The sequence below is a fragment of the Paenibacillus sp. VT-400 genome, from assembly GCF_001029205.1.
Lineage (GTDB): Bacteria > Bacillota > Bacilli > Paenibacillales > Paenibacillaceae > Paenibacillus > Paenibacillus amylolyticus.
The window spans coordinates 4320356-4345207 of sequence record NZ_LELF01000067.1; the positions used below are offsets into that span (position 1 = coordinate 4320356).

15 protein-coding genes are annotated in these 24852 nt (G+C 47.1%); 2 read left to right on the top strand and 13 right to left on the bottom strand.

Annotated elements, in window-relative coordinates; all coding sequences use genetic code 11:
• Positions 1-12: 12 nt before the first annotated feature.
• The 9 genes from pulA to EL84_RS29515 all read right to left on the bottom strand — a co-directional run bounded on the left by pulA (position 13) and on the right by EL84_RS29515 (position 16417).
• Complete coding sequence (gene pulA / locus EL84_RS29475; RefSeq protein ID WP_047844034.1) at positions 13-2061, bottom strand: type I pullulanase; 2049 nt, start codon at positions 2059-2061, stop codon at positions 13-15.
• A 171-nt stretch (positions 2062-2232) separates the two neighbouring features.
• Positions 2233-5817, bottom strand: coding sequence for a DUF5704 domain-containing protein (locus tag EL84_RS29480; RefSeq protein WP_235431603.1), 3585 nt, complete (start codon positions 5815-5817; stop codon positions 2233-2235).
• 114 nt (positions 5818-5931) lie between these two features.
• Positions 5932-7191 carry an S-layer homology domain-containing protein gene (locus EL84_RS29485; protein ID WP_047844036.1) on the bottom strand — a complete coding sequence of 420 codons (1260 nt, stop codon included), beginning with the start codon at positions 7189-7191 and terminating at the stop codon, positions 5932-5934.
• Between the two features lie 345 nt (positions 7192-7536).
• On the bottom strand, positions 7537-9048 hold the full coding sequence (locus tag EL84_RS29490; protein ID WP_053061655.1) for an extracellular solute-binding protein: 1512 nt from the start codon (positions 9046-9048) through the stop codon (positions 7537-7539).
• A 180-nt stretch (positions 9049-9228) separates the two neighbouring features.
• On the bottom strand, positions 9229-10341 hold the full coding sequence (locus tag EL84_RS29495) for a glycoside hydrolase family 105 protein (protein ID WP_053061656.1): 1113 nt from the start codon (positions 10339-10341) through the stop codon (positions 9229-9231).
• A 24-nt stretch (positions 10342-10365) separates the two neighbouring features.
• Positions 10366-11865 (bottom strand): extracellular solute-binding protein, encoded by a 1500-nt coding sequence (locus EL84_RS29500; RefSeq protein ID WP_036674498.1) that lies wholly within the window; start codon positions 11863-11865, stop codon positions 10366-10368.
• A 61-nt stretch (positions 11866-11926) separates the two neighbouring features.
• Positions 11927-12799, bottom strand: coding sequence for a carbohydrate ABC transporter permease (locus EL84_RS29505; protein ID WP_036617041.1), 873 nt, complete (start codon positions 12797-12799; stop codon positions 11927-11929).
• A gap of 45 nt (positions 12800-12844) precedes the next feature.
• The gene (locus tag EL84_RS29510; protein WP_017686861.1) at positions 12845-13798 is read right to left on the bottom strand and encodes an ABC transporter permease; all 954 of its coding nucleotides are present in this window, start codon (positions 13796-13798) and stop codon (positions 12845-12847) included.
• A 282-nt stretch (positions 13799-14080) separates the two neighbouring features.
• Positions 14081-16417, bottom strand: coding sequence for an AraC family transcriptional regulator (locus EL84_RS29515; RefSeq protein ID WP_161799456.1), 2337 nt, complete (start codon positions 16415-16417; stop codon positions 14081-14083).
• A 527-nt stretch (positions 16418-16944) separates the two neighbouring features.
• Here EL84_RS29515 and EL84_RS29520 point away from each other — a divergent pair.
• Together EL84_RS29520 and EL84_RS29525 are read left to right on the top strand one after the other, a co-directional pair.
• Complete coding sequence (locus EL84_RS29520) at positions 16945-18948, top strand: endonuclease MutS2 (RefSeq protein WP_047844038.1); 2004 nt, start codon at positions 16945-16947, stop codon at positions 18946-18948.
• 137 nt (positions 18949-19085) lie between these two features.
• A complete protein-coding gene (locus EL84_RS29525; RefSeq protein WP_047844039.1) occupies positions 19086-19337 on the top strand; it encodes a cysteine-rich CWC family protein in 252 nt (83 codons plus the stop codon).
• A gap of 60 nt (positions 19338-19397) precedes the next feature.
• On the opposite strand, the gene EL84_RS29530 is transcribed toward EL84_RS29525, so the two are convergent.
• From EL84_RS29530 to EL84_RS29545, 4 genes are read right to left on the bottom strand one after another with little or no spacing between them, the layout of a single operon-like run.
• Positions 19398-20543 carry a mannitol-1-phosphate 5-dehydrogenase gene (locus EL84_RS29530; protein ID WP_047844040.1) on the bottom strand — a complete coding sequence of 382 codons (1146 nt, stop codon included), beginning with the start codon at positions 20541-20543 and terminating at the stop codon, positions 19398-19400.
• Complete coding sequence (locus EL84_RS29535; RefSeq protein WP_017686856.1) at positions 20540-20974, bottom strand: PTS sugar transporter subunit IIA; 435 nt, start codon at positions 20972-20974, stop codon at positions 20540-20542. Before EL84_RS29535 ends, EL84_RS29530 begins: the two co-directional genes overlap by 4 nt.
• Positions 20971-23073, bottom strand: a complete 2103-nt coding sequence (locus EL84_RS29540; RefSeq protein ID WP_047844041.1) for a BglG family transcription antiterminator — start codon at positions 23071-23073, stop codon at positions 20971-20973. Before EL84_RS29540 ends, EL84_RS29535 begins: the two co-directional genes overlap by 4 nt.
• Before the next feature lie 38 nt (positions 23074-23111).
• Entirely contained in the window at positions 23112-24566 is a 1455-nt protein-coding gene (locus EL84_RS29545) for a PTS mannitol transporter subunit IICB (protein WP_036617026.1), read from the bottom strand.
• Positions 24567-24852: the final 286 nt, after the last annotated feature.

The window sequence follows — 24852 nt, forward strand, 5'->3', positions numbered from 1 at the left end:
GCATTGCGTTCATTAGGAATTCGAATACATCACCGTTAGGGATATCGCATTCACATTTACCTTTCCATCCTGTATGGTGCGTATCGTATCAACGCCTGCTTGTCCTTTTTCTACAATCACATTCCATGTCCCTGTGGGGACAGATATGTCACGGTTTTCTTTTGCCGCGTTATAGATGACAACAATACGTTCCCATGAATCGCTGGCTGCTGTACCGTTCAGTTCATACGCTAACAGCCCATTACCTTTTTCGATTAAACGAACATGCTTCTCGATCTCTTCCCGTGTACGAAGCCGAAAGGCTGGATGTTCTCGCCGAAGACGGATCAGCCCACGATAATAATCAAATACCGGCTTGAACAGCTGCTTTTGCTCCCAATGTATGGCATTGACTACGTCTCCACTCTGGTGGCTGTTGGCGTCCCCATATTTGCTGCGAAGCAGCTCATCTCCAGCCGCGATCAGGGGAATACCCTGGGAGGTTAGAACGATACCATTGGCAAGCAGACAACGCCTAACGGTCTCATTCTCCAGAATGTGTTCCGGATCGATCTGCAGGTACGGCTTAGCCTTCTCTACGGCCTCTTCCACACTCTGGCATCCACGAATACTTCCATCCTCGTCATAGGTGAGGAAATTCAAGGTATCGTGGAGTCCTTGTGTACGTGCGACTTTGTCCCACAGGTTGAGATTATCATGTACTGTTACATAGTTAATCGTCTCGGATGGACCATCCGTAAAATCCTGAATGGCTCCCCGGACCCCAGTCCACAATTCGTCTTCTTTCCCGTCCGCGCCCGTCGCAAATCCCGTACCCATGCCATCGCTGTCTCCCTTGATCACTCCGCGAAAATTATCGTTAAACACAGCAAAACCCGCCCCGCGCTGCGTTCCTTTTAGGGTCATATCATCTCCAAGCGGCGAATCCAGTGCGCCCCATGGTTCACCATATAACAATATGGATGGGGATACTTCGGCGTGTAACTCCGCTGCAAGCTGTTTCATCGTAGTTGTGTCGATCAGACCCATCAGGTCAAATCGAAAACCGTCCACATGGTACTCCTCTGCCCAGTAACGGACCGAGTCGATGATAAACTTGCGAACCATGGTGCGTTCAGTAGCCACCTCATTGCCCGTACCTGAACCATTGCTGTAGGTCCCATCGGCGTTTTGACGATAGTAGTACCCTGGAGCAAGTTTTTCAAAAGAGCTGCCTGCCGTATCAAACGTATGATTATATACCACATCCATAATGACACCTATTCCCTTGTTATGAAGGGCAAGCACAATGGATTTGAACTCACGAATTCGTGTCTCCGGATCATCTGCACGTGATGCATAGGAACCTTCCGGTACATTGTAATGGAGCGGATCATATCCCCAGTTATAGTTGGAGGCATCAGACGTATCACCATCCACCCTGGATTCATCCACCGTCGCAAAATCAAATACTGGGAGCAGATGCACATGGGTAATCCCGAGTTCAACCAAATGATCGATCCCCAGTGTGTTGCCCTCCGAATCACGCAGACCCGTCTCGGTAAAAGCCATGTATTTGCCTTTATTCGTTATACCAGATGATGGGTGAATGGAAAAATCACGTACATGCAGTTCGTACAGGACTGCATCTACAGAACTGGTCAATTCCGGGCGAATATCCTCACTCCATCCCTTCGGATGTGTCTGCTCCAGTCTCACAATTACACCCATTTCTCCATTCATGGTCACTGCTCGGGCGTAGGGATCTACAGCAGTAGTTGAATGTCCATCTTCGAAAGTAGGCTTGTACATGTAACGGTAGCTACTTAAATCACCTTCCAGTTCCATAACCCAGATGCCTTGTTCTTTCTTTTGCATAGGTAGCGCCTGCTGTTTCCGTTGATTGGGCTCTTCCTCCGGGCTCCCCCCTGTCAAAGGTGGGTACAAAAGTAGTTCCATCTGAACAGCTAACGGTGACCAGACTTTGAAGTGACAGGTTTGTGCTCCAAATGTGACACCTAAATCTCTTCCTTTGTATGTATCTTCTGAAATCAATAGTTCCTGCTTATCCTCTTCAATCATATGTGTTGTTCCCCTCTCGTTGAGAAAATTGATGAACATGGATGGTACGAGTGCTCCTTACCCTTTATACCCGTTCTGCTACCCAACCATAATCCGAATTACACAAAAGAAGACAAACGTCATGTAGATTCACATGACGCCTGCCTTCTTTATGGGTAAAACGATATCTCCCTAATGCGGTACCTGGGATTGGAAATCATTCCGGCTGGATTGATCGGCGTGGTACAAAACCACGTCCCCATCTTGCATCGGCCAGCTTTTTCCCTGACCATCTACCGGGCTGTTATCAAAACCTTCCATTTGCCATTGATTCATCAACGGTGCATGAATATATTGCAGATGCGGTGCACTCGTATTGCCACTGCGCAATGTTTCGATATTGAAGTTAACCACAATGTAACCGTCCCTCAGAAATACCATTGCCTTCTCATCCAACTGGTTTTGTCTGGAAAGCGACTCGAGATCGGTTCCTTTGGGTACAGCATATACATCTGCTGGCAAGCTATATTCCCCATACCAGCGCTGAATCGCTGCATTCGCCCGATCCACATTAACACTGGAGGGAATATCTGCTTTTGGGCCAATGAGTGTACGGATCTGTGAAGGAAGAATCATCCAGTCATAACGACCTACCCACGTTTTATGATGAGAGGTCTGATCCACGAAACGAACCATATGTTCCGCCATTGTACCCTGATTGCGTTCCTCCGCCGACAGTTCATAGGTATACTGATAACGCGCTGTATCACCTAACTCCGTACCGGGGACATTCCGCAACCGTGAGTTCAGGACAACAAAGCGTTTTTCTAAATCTTGTGCCGATCCGATACGAATGAGTCGTTCCTGTCCTCGATGGTAGTATAAATCCACTTCTTGCCGGGTGGTGCCATCTTTACTCACAAAAGAGAACGTCGGCGTGATTCGGATACCATCCTGTTTCCCAAACATATTACCCTTGGTTTTCAGATCAAACTTGAAATGGTAACCCGTCTTCACTGCAGCATTTCGGAACCCCTGTACCGGATGACTACCGGGACGAATAGGCAGGACATAGGGAGCCAAATTACCTCGGGGATCTCCGTCTATACTGTTTCCTCCGATCCAGTAGCTCACACCCGTTGGTTCGGGGCTGCCCATCCGCTTACGGAACACGTTCTCCCAGTTGTAGTCTGAAATATCGGTGATGTGAAAATCATACAATCGTCCGATAACCTCTACAGCAACGGTATCTGCTGCGACATGATGGGTCAGATTGGTGTTGGCATCCTGTTGTTCTGTGAAGTTTGCAGGTGCATTTTCGGCGATATTTCGAAACTCGACCTGGTAATTCCCTTCATCTACCCATACAGGGAGATAAAAAGGAGTGTCCATCTGATTTACCGGAATATCCACCCATGTCATGGCCGGAATAAACTGACTTCTGGAACCGTTATAGACATCAAATGGGAAACGAACCTGTTTGATCCGGAAATATTTCGCATAATCATGGTTTCCATAACCAGGGTAACTCGCTACATCCAGATGCTGCCCTGAAGTTGGGATGCGTACAATAAACGGACGCTCTAAAATAAGTGCAGCTCTTGTCGGATCAGGCGTGGTCTTCTGGTTATGCGGCTGATCATCTGACACCCAGGCATAGTTCACAACTGGAGTATGTACTGTCACCGAGTTGATGCCCAGAATGGGGAACTTCTGATCCTGACCTCCGTTAACATTACCAGGGAGCAGTCCATACGTTATCTCACCCGTGGTTGGCTGGTTAGCTTTGTTCATCAATGTGTTCTTGATCGTCAGACGGTTCTGGTACAGAACAATATCCCCAATCATGCCAGGCTGGGGGATACTTCCCGGTTGCGGAGCGGTTTTGGTCACAGGAGCAGGATCCATAATTGTCGCTCCATTAAAGGTTACCTTGTCGTTATTAACGGTGTTCTCTCTAACTTCCGCTTCAGCTTCAGATTGAAACAATGACGTTTCATCTGGCGTAGAGGGTTCAGTAGAACCACCCGGAACCCCTTTGATGCCAAGATCAATTTCTCGACATGGCGCAGGTTTCACATGATTGGTAACCGCAGTATCCATAGCCGATTGCAAAGTCGGTGCTGTATATGCATTGGGCGTCAGGGTCACGGTGTCGCCATAACCGCCTAGCGCATAGTTAGATACCTTGGCCTCATTTAACTTGTATACCTCCAGGTTATCGATCTGCCAATAGCTATATGTCCGTGTTACTTGCATGGTTTTATCCCCAGGCACATCACGTTCTCTTGGCTGAGGAGGTGTCCCTGGATCACCCTCACCACTAGATGCTCTTCCTGGGATCGTCCAGGTTTTATGATAAACCCTTTTCACTTTAACGGTGTAAGTGACCGTTCCTGTCATGTTAACCCAACGGTGCTGAAACAGATATTCCTTGGCCAAGATATTGGCATAGAGATCTTCCGAAGTTGGAATACCACGGGTAACATCGAACTTCTCAGATCCCCGCTCGTCTGCCTTCAACACACCCCGAACAGACGGGTCCATAACCGATGCTTCAATAACCGTACCTCTACTCGGTGGGCTGATGGTCACAGGGCAAGTGTTCGCAGGGTCACCCCCCGGATCACCATCATTACCACCTTCTCCATTATCCGTGCAGTCCTTCACTTCAAGCACCTGAGTCCCTTGTTCATCCAGTTGCTGAGCAGAATCAAGAAAATGAGCTTTGATGGTAGTGCTACCCACGATCCCTTTTGTCGTGATTTTGCCATCAGCGCCGATTGTTGCCACAGCCGGATTCGAGCTTTGCCACGTCAATTTGGGATGAGCCGTCAGTTTATGAACAGAGCGATCCAGTTTGGTTAGAACTGCTTCTGCCTGTAGTGATGTCGTATTGGCTTTACAAGCATTCGGCAAATTCACCACGAGTCCTGGCTCAGACGTAACGGTTATGGTGGCTGTATCCGAGATCAGATATGTACCATTGTTCCAGATTGCACGCACAGTGACCGTGCCCGGACTTTCGGCCGTTAACATCCCTGTTTTCAACTCTATACTCGCAATTGTCTCGTCAGAAGAAAACCATTTGATCTCTGCTTCCCTGCGGGATACGTCAATGCCCCCACCAAAAGCTGTCGCACCATAACCTTTCGTCTTAACCTTGGCTTCCATCTGCTGGGTTTTCCCTATGGTAAGGGTTGAATCTGGGGTTACATCGATTTCTTTTTCTTCAACCAGATCACCTTCCCAGATGATGTCCATGGGCGTAAAATAAGAAGCATTATATTTAGGACAGCCCGCCGTTGTTTGCCCACCATTTGCGAATGGACTCTTCTCGGTTGGTATATGGTACCCTCCAGTAATTGTTCTTATTGCAACAATTGTTGAAGGAAAAGGTGGGGTAGGGTCTCCCACACCAGTATATGAATCTTGATCTGCTCTCCCCTGATAATTAACATCATGGATTCGGACATTAAAAATACTTGAGTCATCGACTCGTCTGGAATTATAATCAGGCCAGTTTTCTGCAGGCCATCTACTGAAATCTACACTATCCGGAACTTCTGTAGCAGCAGGAAATGGACTGGAACAACTCCCTGCATTATTCGCATAAGTTGGTCCCCCAGCATGGTCAGCTCTAAATTGTCCGCTATCCACTTGGTACCAATATACCCCTGGCCTCCCTACAGTAGGAGTGGCTAATATTGTAACCTTCCGAGGGTTTTTCATAGATTTAGGTCCATACTCATCTGTAGCAGCATGAACAACGTTCATAGGTAAGTACAAAGCTAACAATAATAATATTTGTGAGATAAATATACTCACTAAAATAATAGTAGAAAAATAATTAAGCTTTTTCATTACAACTTGCTCACCATCCTGATAAGGCTACCTTTGAATTTTAAATTCTCCTTCTGCATCTGATTTCAAAAAATAAGACCAAGATTTATTCCTTAAAGTCGATGTAGTCCAAAATCTTTTCTGTAATCCTTTTTTTATAAGTTCTCCTGAGTCCATAGGAATTGTCACATTACTTTGTTTCTTAGCCAAGTCTAAATCAAGACGATTAAATTGTATTAACGAATCCGATAGACCTTGGTTAAATGTAATTAAATTCGAGGCTTCTAAGTTAGATGTAAATGACACATCTGCAAAAGTCCTATAGGAGCCACTTGCGTACTTATCCGGAAGAAAGAGCTTCGCGTAAATACCCTTCGACTTATTTTGAGTAGCGTCTACAACGATAAAACGATGAATTTTTAATACACCGGATTTATTGCTTAAATTGATATTCCCTTTGGATAAATCGGATATCATGATCGAACCTGAACTATACTTATAATTACTAATGGTCGTTAAATTCGTACCCGTCGTGCCGACCTCTCTCATCTCATTCAGGTCGCTGTACTTCCCGGCATCCGTGCCCTCTACGTCCATATAACGCAGTAAAATGGCCGATACTTCTGCACGAGTGGTTGAATCCGCGGGTTTTAATGTGCCATCCTGGAATCCACCGACAATACCTGTCCCACGAACGAGAGCAAGATACGGAATCTGCTCAGCACGAATGGTGCCGCGGTTCACTTCCGGTGTAGGAAGTAGCGTATTTTTTGTATCGTTAAAAGCATCCTGAAAACTGGTTCCGGACTTGATCAGTCCATTTGCAATCCATTTCATCATCTCGTAACGTGTCAGTTCCGCATTTGGATTGAACCCTTTGGCATAATCATCAGCGTTAATGAACCCTTGTCCGACAAGCTGGCTAACCGCCGCTTCCGACCAATGTCCCTTGAGATCAGCAAAGGGATTCTGTCCCTCTACCTTCTCCAGTCCAGTCGCGCGGGCGAGTATGGTCGCATATTCCCCACGCGTGATTTTGCCATTGGGACGAAACGTTCCGTCCTGGTAACCTGAGATCAGATTTTTTTCATAAGCTTTGGCAATTGTCGCTTGAGCCCAGTGGCCCTTGATATCCTTGAACTTGCTAAGGGCAGTATCACTTGTTCCCGATGCAGCATTCGCTGTTGACGTCAAATGTACGGGTCCAACGAGCAATAGTGTTCCTACCAATACAGCTGTCGTTAACAACCCGACGATCCAACCGTTCCGTTTTTTCTTCTTCTCGTGTCCTTTGATCTGCTTCTTCAATCTACTCACGCTCCTATGTACCTTAGTATGGGGATGCTTTGCTTGGTCAACCTAGTCACTTCTCTTCATAACCAAAACCTAAATTTGCCATAATAATCAATATTCTACCATGTTGTACTAGGCTATTGGTATTATTTTTCGTCCATCCCCATCACGTTAAGGCGTGCGCCCCTCCTTCCAGAGACCCACTTCATTCGCCTAAAACACAAAAAAAGGCCATGAATCCGCAGATTCATAGCCTTATGCTTTAAGGGTGTGGTCTTTCTTATGATATTGAAAAATGAACTCACTCATAGAATAAACCATATCATTCCATTTGATCAACCTTTTTTATTTCCCCCAGCTTTATTTTCCGTTTAATTCTTTGTAGGATGCTTCCAATTCCGTGATCAATTGATCACCACCGGCTTTTCTCCAGCTTGCGATTTCCTGCTCCCAACCTGCATCATCGATTTTACCCATAATGTACTTGGTCTGCGCATCCCAGATCATCTGATCCAGCTCCTGACCACGCTCGGTATAGATTGCCGAAGACAAGGTGAGTGCCGGATTGGCGATGGCGTATTGCTCATTCTCACGCGCCATCTTTGTACCTTTCATACCAATGGGAACATCAACCAGTTCAGGTACATTATAACCTTCAATGCTTAACAGATTATCTCGATATGGCTTCACTTCACGCTGATAAGCGTCAAAATCTTTGAGTTCGGTTTTCCCATCAGCAGTCTTGCTGTAGTGCACATCGAGCAATCCACGGAGCTGCAACGCACTTAATTCCTCATCCATCAACTGATCCAGGAACGTGAGAACCTGCTTCAATTGCTCCTCATCCGTAACGGATGCCTTCGGGATGACCAGCATTCCGTAGTTCCCTGGTTCTCCGGCGATGCGAATACCATCGGTTCCCTGGAACGGAGCCACATCAATTTCTCCATCCGGAGCGTTAGGTGTAAGCCGCTGCTGAGAGGACTTTCCGTTCTGAGCCACACCGTTAAGCTTCATGCCAACTAAGCCGGAATCCATTTTTTTGTCCGCATCAGAAGGGTCCAAGGCAGGGAAATCACTATTAATCAGTCCCTCGCTGAACAGTCGCTTGAAGAGCTTCATTGTATCCACATATTCGGTGGTCAAGAACTCCGGGGTCAGTTTCCCGGCATCATCCACACCCCATTTGTTGACGCCCCCAATACTTACAGCAATCCGCGTCAGTGGGGACGAGACACCCTCATTATACTTTTTGAAAAGCAGTGCACCGTACGTATCTTCCTTACCATTCCCGTCAGGGTCATCCTTACGAATAGAGCGCATCACTTCATACCAGTCATCCAGCGTTTTTGGTATATCCAGCTTCAACGTATCAAACCAGTCCTTGCGATATACGATCGCAGTCCGTCCAATATCCCGGAAGTTCGGAATACCGTAGACCTTGCCTTCAATTTTGATATTGTTAAAATAAGCTTCAGATTGGGCAGACAGGTTCTTATAATCCTTCAAGTAAGGCCCCAGTTCCCAGAACAGTCCCGTTTTGGCGGCATTAAATGTGGTCGGTACATAATTCACACGCATAATGGTCGGCATCTCGCCTGAAGCAACCATAACATTCACCTTATCATCAAAAGCAGACTGCGGAATCCACTGTACATTGACATCCGTATTTGTATATTCCTCAATCTTCTTTTCAATCCCGTTCTCCTTGGCCGGTATATCTCCTACCTGCATTAAAGAGATGGAAATGGGAAGTTTACCTTCCCCTGCAGCAGGTGCTTTTTCTCCCCCGCAACCTGCAAGCAATCCAGCGGACATTGCACCAATTACAACGATTCCGCCTAAACGGGACATTGGACCTTTTGGACTCATGAACCATCTCTCCTTTTGGATAAGGTTATGTACATAGACCACTCCGATGACAGAACAACCTTCAGATCGCTGTTATCCCCAGATTTTTTGATTCCCTTTTAAAAAGGGGAAAATCCGGGGATAAAGGCGAACGCTTCGCTTCCTCAGATTATTTCTGCCCTCTCCGTTCTCATGTACATGTTAGTTGGACTTGTAAAGTTCAATCTCCACTCCCGCCAAAATGAACGGAGCGACCGACTTTGGATCATTGATCCGAATGGACTCAGTCACATAATACTCATAGGACCCGTCACGATACGGGCTTCCTCCAAGACCGGCTCCGCCATTACACTGCGTCAAGGACAGCACGCCTTCACGGTCCGTTTGCAGCAGATGCTGTAGCAGACCCTGATACCCTTTTTCCGCAACCGCTTTGAACTTGCCACTCAGATATCCTTTACGCACACCTTTGGCCATTGCATAGACAAACATCGAGGTCCCGGAAGCCTCCAGATAGTTCCGCTCACGTCCCGGTTGATCCAACAAATGTGGCCATAGTCCGGTCTGCTGATCCTGCACATGCACTAGTGCGTTGGCTACCCGTTCGAAGATACCCACAATCTGCCCGCGCTGCGGATGATCTACCGGCAGATAATCCAAGGTATCCACAACCGCCATCACATACCAGCCCATCGCCCGACTCCAGACATGTGGTGAACATCCCGTCTCACCCGAACTCCAGCGCTGCTCTTTGCTCTCATCCCAGGCATGGTACAAGAGACCACTACGCGGATCACGTGTACGTTGCTCCACCAGCAAGAGCTGCAGAGCCGCCTTGTCAAACCACTTCTCTTCACCCGTCACTGCGCCATACTGGGTCAGATACGGAGTAGCCATGTACAATCCATCCAGCCACATCTGGAAAGGGTAAATCTTTTTGTGCCAGAACCCGCCTTCACTCGTATGTGGCTGTCCCTTAAGCTGAGTCATCAGCAACTCCGCAGCTTTGCGATACTTCTCTTCTCCCGTTTTCTCGTGCAACAGAAATAGTGATTTCCCCTGATTGATCTGATCCAGATTATATTCCTCGATCGTATAGGAGCGAATGGAGCCATCTTCCTGAACAAAATGATCCATCAGCTCACGGATATAGTCAAAATATTTTTGCTCCCCCGTGTGCGTATACAGCTCCTCCAGCGCTTTCAGTAAGCAGCCGTTCTCATAATGCCAAGTGGCGTACAACTCATGGTTGCGATAACTTTCCATGAATTGCTGTGCCATGCGCACCGATGTGAGTTGAAGTGTTTCCTTCATGATCAAGCCTCCGCTTCCGGCTCTTTATTGAGCCTGTTTTTTGTAATCTTCGGCATATTCCTCACGAATCTTGTTTCCACCAGCATTGCCCCAATTCTCGATTTCCTTTTCCCAGCCACTTTGATCGATCTTGCCCATAATGTATTTGGTTTGTGCATCGGCAATCACCTGATCCAGATCCGCCCCACGGTCACCATACGTTGGAGAATATAACGTCAGCGCAGGGTTTGGCACAGCGTGCTCCGCCAGTTCCTTGGCAAGTGCCGTACCTTTTTCACCCAGTTCGGTATCCTTCAATTTCGGTACGTTATACCCTTCGACATAAGGAAGATTATCACGGTAAGGTTTCACTTCACGCTGGAATGCATCGAAGTCACTCATCTCCACCTGATCTTCGCCCACTTTGGTGTAATGTTTGTCTTCCATACCACGCATCAACAGGGTCGCCATCTCAGGGTCCATCAGTTTATCCAGGAAGGAGAGCAGGTTTTTGAGTTCTTCTTCCGATTTCACCGTTGACTTAGGGAATGCCAGAATGCCGGAGTTACCCGTCTGTCCTGCAACACGATCTCCGTTCGCTCCAAGCAACCCAGCGATATCTACCACACCATCCGGATTGTTTTTGGACAGACGTTCTTGCTGACTTTTTCCGTTCTGAGCAACACCAACACGGATACCAACAACACCAGAATCATACTTTTTCTCCGCTTCCGTAGAGTCGAATACAGCAAAGTCTTGGTTCAGCAGTTTCTCATCGTACAAACGTTTCAGCAGATCCAGCACCTGCATATATTCCGGTGTCATGAATTCCGGCGTGAAGCTGCCATCATCTTCGACCTTCCACTTGTTAGGTGCACCAAAACTTACGCCAAGGCGCGTCGTGAAGGAATATTGATCCTCATTATATTTTTTGAAAAGCATCAGTCCAAACGTATTATCCTGACCATCTCCATCCGGATCGGAGGTTGCCAGTGTTTTGATCGTTTCATACCATTCATCCGGTGTGGCTGGCACCTTGAGATTCAGCTTCTCGAACCAGTCCTTGCGATAGATCACTGTAGCCCGCGCAATATCGGAGAAAACAGGAACCCCGTAGATTTTGCCCTCTACCTTGATGTTGTCAAAAAAACGTTCGTTCTGTGCCGACAGATTTTTGTAATCTTTCAGCAAAGGTCCCACTTCCCAGAACACGTCATTACGCATCGCGCTGGTCACGGTAGGGTTATACTGCACTTTCACAATTTTTGGCATATCACTTGAAGCGATCATCACGTTAATTTTGTCATTGTAGGCCGAAGCCGGAATCCACTGGATATCCAGTTTGGTATTGGTATACGCTTCAATCTTTTGCTGAACTTCATTACCTTTGCTTGGCACATCACCCACCTGTGCAATGGCTATGGACACATTTTGTACGCCGCCCTCGGCAGCCTGACCCTCGTCTGATCCGCATCCTGCCAGCAAACCTGTCACCAGTGCCAGTGTGCTCAAGACAGCTACGGCTTTCTTTTTTGTTGCTTTCATAACATGAAAACCTCCCTTTTTTATGCAGTCATAGTGAACTGACTTTGAACCATGTGCCGACTCAACCTTTCACCGAACCCAGCATCACGCCTTTTGCAAAGTGCTTTTGCAGGAATGGATATACCAGCATAATCGGGATCGTGGAGAACACGATAACGGCCATGCGAATGGTAAGCGGCTGGATCTCGGTCTCTTCGATACTTGTGTCTCCGATTCGGCTCTGTGCCAGAATGACAATCTCACGTAGCCAGACTTGGACAGGCCACTTCTCACTATCGTTGATATAGATAACAGCGCTGAAGAAACTGTTCCAGTGGGCCACCGCGTAAAAGAGTGAAAATGTCGCCATGGCTGGCATGGACAATGGCAGTACAATCCGGAACAATACGCTGACATCGTTACATCCATCAATTTTGGCTGCATCCTCCAGTTCATCGGGAATGGCTTGGAAGAAGTTTTTCAGTACAATCAAGTTAAATGCACTAATAGCAGTAGGTAACATCAGTGACCACAACGTATCCGTCAGGTGCAAGGATTTCACGACAAAGTATGTTGGAATCATCCCTCCACTGAAGAGCATCGTGAACAATACACCGAGCAAAATGGGCTGGCGTCCACGCAAATATCTTCTGGAGAGCGGATACGCCATAAGTGATGTAAACAGCAGGTTAATGAAGGTACCGATCACGGTAATATAGACCGATACACCCAGACTCCGAATCAAAGTATCTGTAGAGAAAATGTAACGGTACGCAGCCAGAGAGAACTCTTTTGGAAAAAGAATGAATCCTCCCTTAGCCACTTCATGCGGACTGGTAAACGAGACGGCCAAAATATAAATGAACGGGATGACCGTCACGATTCCAATCAACAGCAGCAATCCATGATTGAGAAAATCAAAGATCCGGTTGCCCCACGTTTTATCCTGTTGCATCTTAATGTTCACTCCTGTCTGGTGAAGAACGTCTACACCCGAGGGTTAGTAGACGCCTTCCTCCCCGAATTTTTTGGCCAGCGTATTGGCACCAAGAACAAGCGCCAGCCCGACAACCGATTTGAACAACCCGACAGCAGCGCTGTAACTGTACTGTGCCTGGGTAAGACCCTTCGTGTACACGTAGGTATCAAATACCTCGCCCACATCCCGATTTGTCGGAGTTAGCATCAGGAAGATCTGTTCAAAGCCTGTATCCAGGAAATTGCCCAGACGCAGAATGAGCAAAATGACGATGGTACTGCGAATGGCCGGCAACGTAATGTGCCAGGTTTGGCGCCACCGATTGGCACCATCAATCCGTGCAGCTTCATAGAGCTGTGTATCCACACCGGAAAGCGCCGCCAGGAAGATAATTGTGCCCCAACCAACTTCTTTCCAGATGGATTGTCCAACAATCATCGTTCGGAACCAACCGGGTTCAAGCAGGAACGCCACTTTTTGTCCAGTCAGGTTATAGAGCAATTCATTAATCGCACCACCCTCAGTTGTGAACAGCATGTAGAACACACCGACAACAACAACCCAGGAAACAAAGTGTGGAACATAAACAAGAGTTTGTACAAATCGTTTGAAGCGTTCACGGCGAACTTCATTCATCATGAGTGCCAGTACAATTGGCAGTGGGAAAAAGAACACGATGTTATAAATGGCAAGTAAAAACGTATTTCGAAATAATGTCCAGAACTGCGGTTCTCCGAAGAAACGCTGGAAATGTTTGAACCCTACCCAGTCACTTCCCAAGATGCCCTTGTAAGGCGTGTAATCCTGAAAAGCCATCGTGATGCCATACATGGGTATGTATTTGAAAATAACAAAGTAAAGCACACCCGGTATTAACATGATATACAGCCACCGGTTTTTGATAATGTCCCTCCACAGCAGGTTTTTGTCACTGCGGGTAGCGGGCCGTGTTCGAGCCGCCGTTTCGGCTTTCATATTGTCTTCCTCCCCACATTGGAAACGATTACAAAATATCACTTCCTGAATTCATGTCTTCATTGTGGAGGATAAACGAATGACTGGCTATCGTCTCGTTTTAGCCTTTTGTTTTTCCTTATGTAGCAAGGGTTTAGCTCATTTATATCACAGAGTTCAAAGGCGCAATGAACTGCTTTCAACCTCTATATTCCTGTCTTAACTTCATAGAGAAAAGTGGTCTTCTTCCTTCATCCAAACATAAAAAAGCCTGCCTGCCATGGCGGGCAGAGCAGGTTTGTTTTATCGCTGCTGCTCCCGGTACTTGCCGGGGGTGGTTCCTGTGATTTTGCGAAATGTACGGATAAATGCGGTTGGGTTGGTATAGTTTAATTTCTCGGCAATCTCCGATATTTTAAGATTTGTTGTTTGCAGCCATGTCTTTGCTTTTTCCATACGATACTCTGCGAGATATTCCGTAAAATTGACTCCTGCTTCCTTCTTGAATACCCGACTTAGGTAAACAGGGTGAAAATTAAGCTCAGCGGCACAGGCTTCCAGCGATAATTCACGATCATAACGTTCCTCAATCAAACGAATCATACGTCTCGCAATATTCATGTATTGGGACTCTTCCTGCTCTCGCCAGAAACGGATGACGGGCAAGAACAGCCGCTTGCGGAACCAATTGGTCATTTCGTCCAATGTGGACAACTTCAGCAAATGTGACATCGATGCTTTTTCACCCAGTACTTCAGCTACATCCCCGCCCTGCTCCTGCACAAGCTGATATACACGAGACAATAACTGAACCATAATGACGGGGTATTCACTGAAATGAAGCTTTTTGTCTGCAAGCAGTCCCAAATATTGCTTAAAGTAGGCGTCCGTTTTCTCTTCATCTCCTTGCTTGAGCGCAGAAGCGAGCTGATCCTCGATCATACGTAACTGGGTATACAACGCGGCCTCCATCTGACCACGTGGCTGAATATCCTCGTAATGCAAAATAATACGGCTGCCCAGACTTACCCTGCCCTGCAGAGCTTCTCGGCTCTCTTGAACCGCTCTTGGCGTATCTCCGATACAAGCGTAAGAACGACTGATGCCAATACTTACGGGCAGATTCAGGTAGGTCACGACACGTTCGCGAATCCAGTCTGCCTGGGTATGCATCCATTCCTTCAGCTGCACCTCATCCGTGAGTTCGGAGGCAAGAACGGTGACCTGAGCATCATCCAGCATGACTGGGGTGAACCGAACTGCCGAAGGGAGGAGCTCACCTACCATATTGTTGACAGCAAACAGCAGCAGATCGCGATCCTGTTCCTCATATCGGGTCCCTTCCAAGGTATCGATCTGGAGCATGAGTACACCAAGACTCGCCCACCCTGTCGGGAAATCGTACAATTCTCCCTGATATCTGAAATCTTCTTCCGAGATTTTACCTGTCAGCAGTTTGGTCATAAAAAACTCCTGGAGGTGCACGTGCTGCCCCTTCATCTGCTCACGCATCGTTTTCTCCGAACTGAACAAGGTTGACAATTGCTCCTCAATATAGATAAATTCATCCTGACGACGTCCTGACGGAGCAACTGGGGAATCCAACCCCTTCGTAAATTGCAGCAGTCTGGAGATCGGGGAGTACATCCGCCGACTGCCGTATATGGCGAACAATCCCGTTACACATAACATGACCAGTGTAGCGATACCGGTAACCAATGCAATTTTCTGTGACTGGGCCGTAATCTGTCCAAGAGATACAACGGACACGTATAACCAGCCATTGAGCGGAGATTGCCTATAGCTAACCGCCACTTGATTACCTTCCACCTCCGCACTGAAGAAACCCTCTGGCTGGCCCGTCGTTTGCACCATTTCCTGAATTTCCTTATTCAGCCCGTCATATTTCCCGCCTTGCTGCATATCGTTCAGAAAATACTTCTGCTCCCGATCCAGAACGTACATATCTCCAGAATTCGTATTTCGGCTCAAGTATGTACTCAGTTCCGTATCGGCGATATCAATTACAAGAAATCCCTTTGGTTTCACATTGGTTGGTATCATCGGGATTTTGAATACCATACTGACCACATTATCCGATGATATAAGAGCAGGTGCCTGTTCGGGTGTTAGTTCACCCATACCTGCTGACACAGGTACACTTTCTTTGGCTGAACTGGCATTCTGAGTGACCCAGAACAGGCTGTTGGTATAACTTAGGTAGGAGCCAATTCGGTCTCGAATGCTGAAATCATCCAATTTGCCAAAAGAACGCATCGAAACGACCCAATCTTCATCCAGATTAACCAGATAGGCTTGGTCAATGTTCGTAACCGCTTGCAAGTTGTTAAAACCGGAGGTCAGATCACGAATCTCCTGAAACTCGCTGCTGTCTAGTGGTTTCTTCATCGCTTGTAGTACCAAGGGCGAATTAACATACTGGATGGAGGATAATTGCAGGCTGCGCAGAACTTGTTCCACCCTCATTTGGGTCTGATGCAATATCTGAAGATTGCTCTCACGCACTTTCTGTTCAATGTCACGTGATGCAATCGTATACGAGACCGAACCAATAACAATGACCGGAAGGGCTCCGAGGATCAGGGTAAAACAGAGCAAACGCAGTAAATACTTCGGCAAGAAGAGCATCCTCCTTTATACGTATGTTTATTAAAATAAATCGCTTTCATTGGATTAATTTACTATTGTTATTTTAAAACCCATTCTTATTCAAGTCCACTCATTTATTCTAAAGGTTGACTTCAAACCAATTTCCAGTTTATATTGGTTGCATATTCCTCAATCAAAGGAGAGATTTTTAATGTCGGTGAATGTTCTTAACTAACCAAGTTTCATATTCAGGAGTTTGGCCTTTCATTGCGCTTGTGCCCATATGGCATACGTGTATTTCATGATGCGCCAGATCCCTGTACTTAGTTAAGAACAGCGGATATCATAAATCGCCTCCGGGATTGTAATTGTCCGGGTCTATTTCCGCGCTGTGTTCAGCGCGGATTTTTTAATATAGACCTGTAGTGGACTTGGCTTTCCCATACGTTTAGGGCGGAGAATGACGTTTGTTCATTCTCCGCCCTTTTTGCGTTTTCCAGGAATATGTTTCAGCGCGTCAACTGAAATCCCAATTCAAAGTCAAGGAGAGATTACGCATGAATGAGAACACATTAAACAGTTTGGGCTATCCACAAATTCAAAAAAACGTTGCAGACTGCGCCCTGTCTTATCTGGGCAAACGTTATGCCAGAGAACTAAAACCGATGGTAGATGCTCACCTTATTCAGATTCGTCTGGAAGAAACAGCAGAAGCGGCTGCGTTGATTCGCTTCGGGGCCAGCATCCCCCTCCCTTCACTCGACGGAATGGAAACCATTATGGATCTGCTTGGCACCGGTTATCTATTCAGTGAACGCGATTTCAGTCATCTCGCTCAGTTCCTGCGGAGCTGTGCACAACTCATGAAATACATGGAGGGTAAATCTGGGGCCGCTCCCACCGTCAGTCGTTATGCAGCATCCATGATTCTGATCGAACCTTTGCTGAGTGAGATCGAGCGCTGCATCCATAGTGGACGCATTCAGGATCAGGCGAGCAAGGAACTGATTCGAATTCGTAAAAAAATAACGGTGAATGCGGAACGCATGAAACGAAAACTTGATTCTCTAGTGAGTAAACATCGCTCCATTATGCAGGAACATGTCATCAGCCAACGGGGAGGAAGAACGGTTCTGCCCATTAAGAAAGAGTTCCGTAAACAGGTGAAAGGCAGTGTTCTGGATGAATCCGGAAGCGGGCAAACCGTATATATCGAACCTGTTGAATTAGTAAGTTTACAGATGGAATTGGCCGCTCTACAAGCGGAGGAGTCCCGAGAGGAGATGAGAATTCTCGGTGATTTAACCTCCCTGGCCGAATCGTATAACCGTGAAATCGCTCTGAACACCGAAACGGTAGGTGTGCTGGACTTCCTGTTTGCCAAAGCCAAATATGCGGCCACCATGGATGGGCGTACCGTTCGAGTCAATACACAGGGCCACATTAACCTTCAACGTGCACGTCATCCGTTCATGGGTTCTTCCATGGTTCCCCTTGATTTTGCAATCGGCAAAACGTACTCGTCGCTCATTATAACGGGCCCGAATACCGGGGGTAAAACGGTCGCACTCAAAACACTTGGTTTGTTAACCCTGATGATGCAATCCGGTTTGCTTATTCCGGTAGAGGATGGTGGCGAGATGGCCGTTTATAACGAGGTAGCGGTTGATATTGGTGACGGACAGAGTATGGAACAAGCGCTCAGTACATTCTCTGCACATATTCGCAATATGATTGGCATACTGGAACAGGCTGATACCTCAACTCTGGTGCTCATTGATGAGATGGCTTCCGGCACAGATCCCGGTGAAGGTGTTGGACTTTCTATCGCCATGCTGGAGGAACTTCACAGCCGCGGAGCAACCGTTGTGGCGACAACACATTTTGGTGAGATCAAACATTTTGCAGCTGCCACGCCAGGATTCGAAAATGCCCGTATGGAATTTGACACCGTTTCTCTCCAGCCGCTGTATCGATTGCGTATCGGAGAAGCTGGTGAAAGTTACGCCTATTCCATCGCATTGAAGCTAGGCATGCCACAGCGAATTATCGAGCGATCCAAGTCCCTGTCAGATCAAAGCATTTCAAGAGATCGTACATTCGTGTTCACGTCACCTCCTTTGGAAACTCCGGCCCTGACGCCTGCTCGTTCTGGTACAGAATCAGTCAGCCCAGCAGAGTTATCCAGGAGGAACCAGTCGAAGCAGTCAAAGGATTCAATCGCTCTCCACAAAAAGACAACAACCAGAGAGTCTGATTCTCCTGCTCCTGCCAAAACGTTTCGCAAAGGAGATCGGGTGTATGCGGCCTATCTTAATCAGTCAGGTATCGTCTGTGATGTGGAGGATAGCCGTGGAAATATCGGGGTCATGCTACGTGGACGCAAAGTCAAAATTCATAAGAAACGCCTGACCCTGCATATATCTGCCAATGAACTTTATCCGGGTGACGATTATGACTTGGACATTGTGCTAGAAACAAAGGAAAATCGAAAGAAACGTAAGTTGATGGAACGCAAACATGTGGAAGGCCTCCAAATTGAATTGCCGCCTGAAGAATAGCCGATGGAGAAACAGATGTGGTGAACTGGAAGTCATATATACAGAGTGAAATCCATAATCACCAGCACATTTCTGTTATACTGGGACCAGTATGTTCAACTTCAGCTCGTAGCTATTGTACAGGGAGGGAAGACCGAATGTCTGCAGAACAAGACGATCAAGAGCACATCCATATCGATGTTCTTGTCTGCCCATTATGTGGGGAAGCTAATCGCTGTTCCTATGCCGCAGGACATCCTCATTCGGAATGCTGGTGTAACCGGGCTACTTTCCCCGAAGGTGTATTTGACCGTATTCCGGCAGAGCAGCGCCGAAAATCGTGCATATGTCAACGCTGTTTGGATGACTATGCCAATAAAAGCCAACCAAAAGAAGAGCCACACAGTTAACAACTGTATGGCTCTTCTTCATTATGTCTCATCTATACTATTAGCTTACAGCCATTGCTCTTACATTTGGTTATACTGGGCAACAGCCTGTTCAAGCACCGGATGATGCTCATCCATGGACGTATAATGGTGGAGCGCAGCTGTTATCCCCTTCTGGCGGATCATGTCCTGTAGTTCAACTGCTTCCGGATCATCGGAGACATCGAACTTGCAGGCTGCTGCCATGCCCATAGCCAGATAGGTCGTATCAGTTCCATCCGCATATGCCTGAAGGGCCGGGCGAACCAGACGATCATTCGGAGACAACTTACGCAGCGGGGAACGACCAACACGAGTAACCTCATCGGTAAGATACGGGTTGACAAACCGTCCCAATATTTTGACAATATACTGCTCATGTTCTTCCGGGTTGAATGCAAAACGTTTCACCAGAACTTTTCCAGTTTCCTGCAAAGCACCGTAGACAATGGATTTCACCTTTTCATCAGCAATAGCCTTCTGAATCGTGTCATACCCGTGCACATTACCTATATATGCTGCAACGCAGTGTCCTGTATTAACAGTGAACAGCTTCCGTTCGATATACGGCTCCAGATCATCGACATATACAATGCCCTCAATCGGTTTGAATGCTGGAGCCATCTGGGAACGATCCACCACCCACTCGTAAAAAGGCTCCACCTGTACATGCAGAGGATCTTCATGATGCTGAATAGGTACAATCCGGTCTACGGCCGAGTCTGGAAAATAGACAAACTGATCTGCAAGGGAACGTACCTCTTCATTAAGCAGAGCATATACATGCTCTTTCAATTGCGAACTGGCTCCAATGGCGTTCTCGCAAGCGATAATGTGAAGCGGGTTTTGTGCCGGACCCGAATTCAACCTTTTCTCAAGTCCCTTTGCAATACCTGGTGCAATATGTTTCAGCACGCCTACGCCCACCGCCGTTGTAATCAGATCCGCTTCCACCACGGTTTGGGCAACCGTCTCCAGCTGGGTTCCATCGATTGCATTTACACCTGTGACAGTCTCCTGATCCTTGCTCTCGTTGGCCAGTTCCACCGTATACTGCCCCCGTTGCTGGAGAGCTGTTACCAAGGTCTGATTCACGTCAGAGAAAATCACCTCATACCCTGCACGGGAGAGAATCAATCCGATAAACCCGCGTCCAATGTTACCTGCGCCAAAGTGTAAGGCCTTCATAGCTCCATTTCACTTTCCAGAATAGCAATAACTTCTTCGGCTGTTTTCGCCAGACGCAGGGCCTCCATATTCTCATCCTCAGCACAGATCACCGCGATGCTAGTCAAGATCTCCATATGTTCCCCGCCTTGAGCCGCGATACCAATGACCATATAAGCCTTTTCTTCGCCAAAATCAACACCCTGTGGATACTGAATGACAGAGATACCTGTGGATAAAATGAAAGCTTTGGACTCCTTTGTACCATGCGGAATAGCCAGGCCGTTCCCTACATAGGTCGAGACAATCTCTTCCCGTTCAATCATCTTCTCAATGTAATCAGCGGTAATATGTCCCGCATCCTTCAGAATCTGTCCTGCCATGCGAATCGCTTCGTATTTGTCCTGAGCCGTCGCATTCATGATGACTTTATCTGTTGTTAACATACTCATAATGGTTGACCTCCAATTTCGGTTTTACTGCGATAAAATCCAACAAGTTCCTGGGACAGGTAATGAATGAGTTCATCCCTGATTCCCTTTTCCAGCAATGTAATCATTTCTTCCTGTAATAACAGGGCGCTGATCTCACTGAGAACCTCCAGGCTTTCCTTGGATAATTCTCGGGGACCAAGCATCAAGAGGACATGGGTAACTCCTGCGGGATCATCCGGCGTACAGAGGAGTGGCTCAGTGAGCTGAAACAAGCTAATGGACGGCCTGTAGATTCCCTCACTGCGTGTATGAAACAGCGCAAGTCTTGTACCGGGAATCTTCTGACTCCCCACTGCTTCACGTGCCTCCAACCGTTTTGCGATCTCCCCCGGTTCCTTCAGCACACCAGATCCATGGAGTACGTTGCACATCGCATATACGGTTTTATAGAAACCGATATCTTGGTTATCCAGCGGATACACCTGAAACTTGCCAATAATTCGGACGATTTCAACTAAAATAGCTTCCAGTCCATCCGGGTCCGAGTAACGACTTGTCGTCTGAACCTCTGCTTCACGGGGTTTATTATGCTGTCGTTGTAATGTTGTTGTTCGGATAAAATGACGCAGACGCTCGCTCTCTTCTGCCGTAAGCAGTGGACTCACTTTGTAATACTGATGCTCATCCATCGGCAGATCAACAGTGGATAACACCAGATCATATTGATCTGTAGGCATCCGGGCAGCTTCATACCAGGACACGCTGTCCATGATCCGAATCTCGGGAATCTCCTTGGACAGTCGGCTGGAGAGCATACGTGATGAGCCGATTCCGCTTGTACACACGATGATCGCCCTGATCTCCCGTTTCAATGCACGTAACCTCTCGATGGAAGCCCCAAAATGCATGACCAAGAAACCAATTTCTTCATCCGGAACTTCTGTGCCTGGCCAAGCTTGATGCACGGATTGTTTGACCTCTTCGAAGAGGGAATCATAATCCTTGCGAATCTGCTGCAGTAGCGGATTACGAATCATCTGTTGCCCTTCAATTCGCTCCATGACAGGTTGCATATGACCAAGCAGACCTTCACGAAGCAAACGATCCTCATGAAAGGCGTAATGTGTTCTCGCCTGCATCTGATCAATCAGTGAATGTACCCTGTCCAGTAAAATCAAATCATCTATTGGCAACAGCCGCGAAGAATGAATCCGCTGCTCTGTCTCAACTAATAGTCTGTGAAAATAAGCTTGCTCATCTTGGGAGAATGTCAGCCCCAGCTGGGTCGATAACACACCACACAAGCGGGAAGCCATATAAGGTGGAACCTTCATCTCATCCTGCTCTGCGACTTCATCTCCCTTGTTCTCCAGGGGAGGTATACGGCCAATGCCAAAGCCTTTACGAATACGTACAACCGCTACGGATAATTGAATCAGCAACTTCATGTATTGGCGTTCCGGGATGTTCTCCAGCCATTCGATATCTGGTTGCCATAACGCATTTTCGACCGTAAGTACATCACCATGTCCAATCATATCCAACAATTTTTGGTTTACGATGGAGCCCCCTTGTTCAGGTTGTCTTCCGAACAGGTCGGATTCATCCAAAAATTCGAGAGCAAGTGCAGCTATGGCTGTGCGATGAATCGTCTCACTTCCGTTAATCTTGACGCCATATCCACGTCTGCGAACCAGCTTTAGTCCCGCCTGACGAATCCGTGACTCCAGATCGTCCAGATCAGTGGTTACGGTGGATACGGTCACTTTCAGATCCGAAGCCAAGGCGAGTAACTTTACAGGCTCCGGTTCATCCAGCAGGATGCAAAGCATGAAGAGCTTACGCTCTTCTGGCGTAAACTCTACATATTCTTTACCCTCTAGTTGCTGGCGCAATACAGCCAGATCATCGGAACTGGCATCGATTCGGATACCGGTTCCTGATTTTTTTTCCAGCTTCATACCCAAAGGTTCAAGCCATTGTTCAATCATTTGCAGCTCCCGGTGAACCGTTCGGGTACTGACCTTTACTTCAACGGCGATTTCGCCGGCTGTTACTTCATGTGGATGCTCTAGCAGGAACTCCACGATTTCACGTTGTCTTTTGGTAATACTCATATCTCAGCCTCCGGCTCAGGGAAAACAAATGCGTGCAATTACTTTAGACGTTCAACGAGCGCATCGTATTCCGGGCTTTTTAGGAAGTTGTCGATGGATATATGTTCTGCATTCGGTGCAACGGAGCGGGCACGATCGGTCAATACTTGTTGTGTGATCACCACGTCTGCATCCGGCGGGATATCACTGATAGCCGTATTGGTCACCGTAACGTCAATCCCCTCTGCTTTCATCTTCTTGCGTAGAATGGAAGCACCCATGGCACTTGACCCCATGCCTGCATCACAGGAGAAGACAATTTTCTTCACGTCTGTTTTGACTGTAGAAGAAGCCATATCTGCGGCTCTGTCTGCTTCACGTTGATTAGCCGTAATACCAGCGTTTGGCACGGTTCCTTGACTCTTCATGTCTTTCATCCGACTGGATGCGGACTCCAGATCTTCGTCCTTTTGTTTACCCGTTTTCAGCAACACTGCTGCAACCAGGAAAGAAACGACGGCTGCTACAAGCACCCCTGCGAACATCGGCAGGTATCCACCTTTTGGTGTTAAGAAGAAATACGCGATAATACTACCCGGTGATGGTGCTGAAACAAGTCCTGCTCCGGTGAGCATGAATGTTAATGTACCTGCGACGCCACCCGCAATTGCAGCAAGAATCAGAATCGGTCTCATCAGAATGTAAGGGAAGTAGATCTCATGAATTCCCCCGAAGAAATGAATGATTACGGCACCCGGTGCAGAAGATTTGGCCATTCCGCGTCCGAAGAAACAGTAAGCAAGTAAGATACCAAGTCCCGGACCCGGGTTTGATTCAAGCATGTATAATACGGATTTTCCTAATTCTCTCGCTTGATCTGTTGCAATTGGTGTAAGAATCCCGTGGTTGATTGCATTGTTCAGGAACAATACTTTACCTGGTTCAATGATTAGGTTGACCAGCGGCAGCAAACCAAGATTCATTAAGCCCTGTACACCGGCAGATAATACTTTGCTAATCGCTTCTACAGCAGGCCCGATGCCCAGTAGCGCAAAAATCCCCAAGATCCCGCCAATAATACCGGCTGAGAAGTTGTTAACAAGCATTTCAAATCCGGCTTTAACTTTACCTTCAATGGATTTATCAAACTTTTTAATGATCCATGCTGCCAGTGGTCCGGCAATCATGGCACCGAGGAACATCGGAATATCACTACCCACGATGACCCCGATGGTCATAATGGCACCCACGACACCACCACGCTGACCATGCACCATCGTACCCCCGGTGTAACCAATTAACAGTGGCAGCAAATATTTGATCATCGGATCGACTAGCTGCGCAAGCGTCTCGTTAGGGAACCAGCCTGTTGGAATGAACAGAGCCGTAATTAATCCCCAGGCGATGAACGCTCCCATATTCGGCATGACCATACCACTCAGGAATCGGCCAAAACGCTGAACACCTACCCGTAGCCCACCTTTGGAATTGGACGATTGGTCCAAATTACTCATTGTATTATCCTCCTTGGATCAAGTGATTATGATTTATGAAAGGGGTATCATTTCTCCCCTGCTGTAATCCTAAGCGAGAATGCTCTCCTGTTCAATGAAATGAAAGCGTACTTTCGTCATGAACAATGATGACAACATTAGGTTATGTAATCGTTTTACTTGATGCATAATGGCTGAACCCATTGGTACACAAGGATTTTCTTGCCTATGACTTTTGTCATTTCCAAAATCATTTTCTAAACTATAGCTTGGTCCAATCAGGTGATTTACATCCACAATCTGCTTC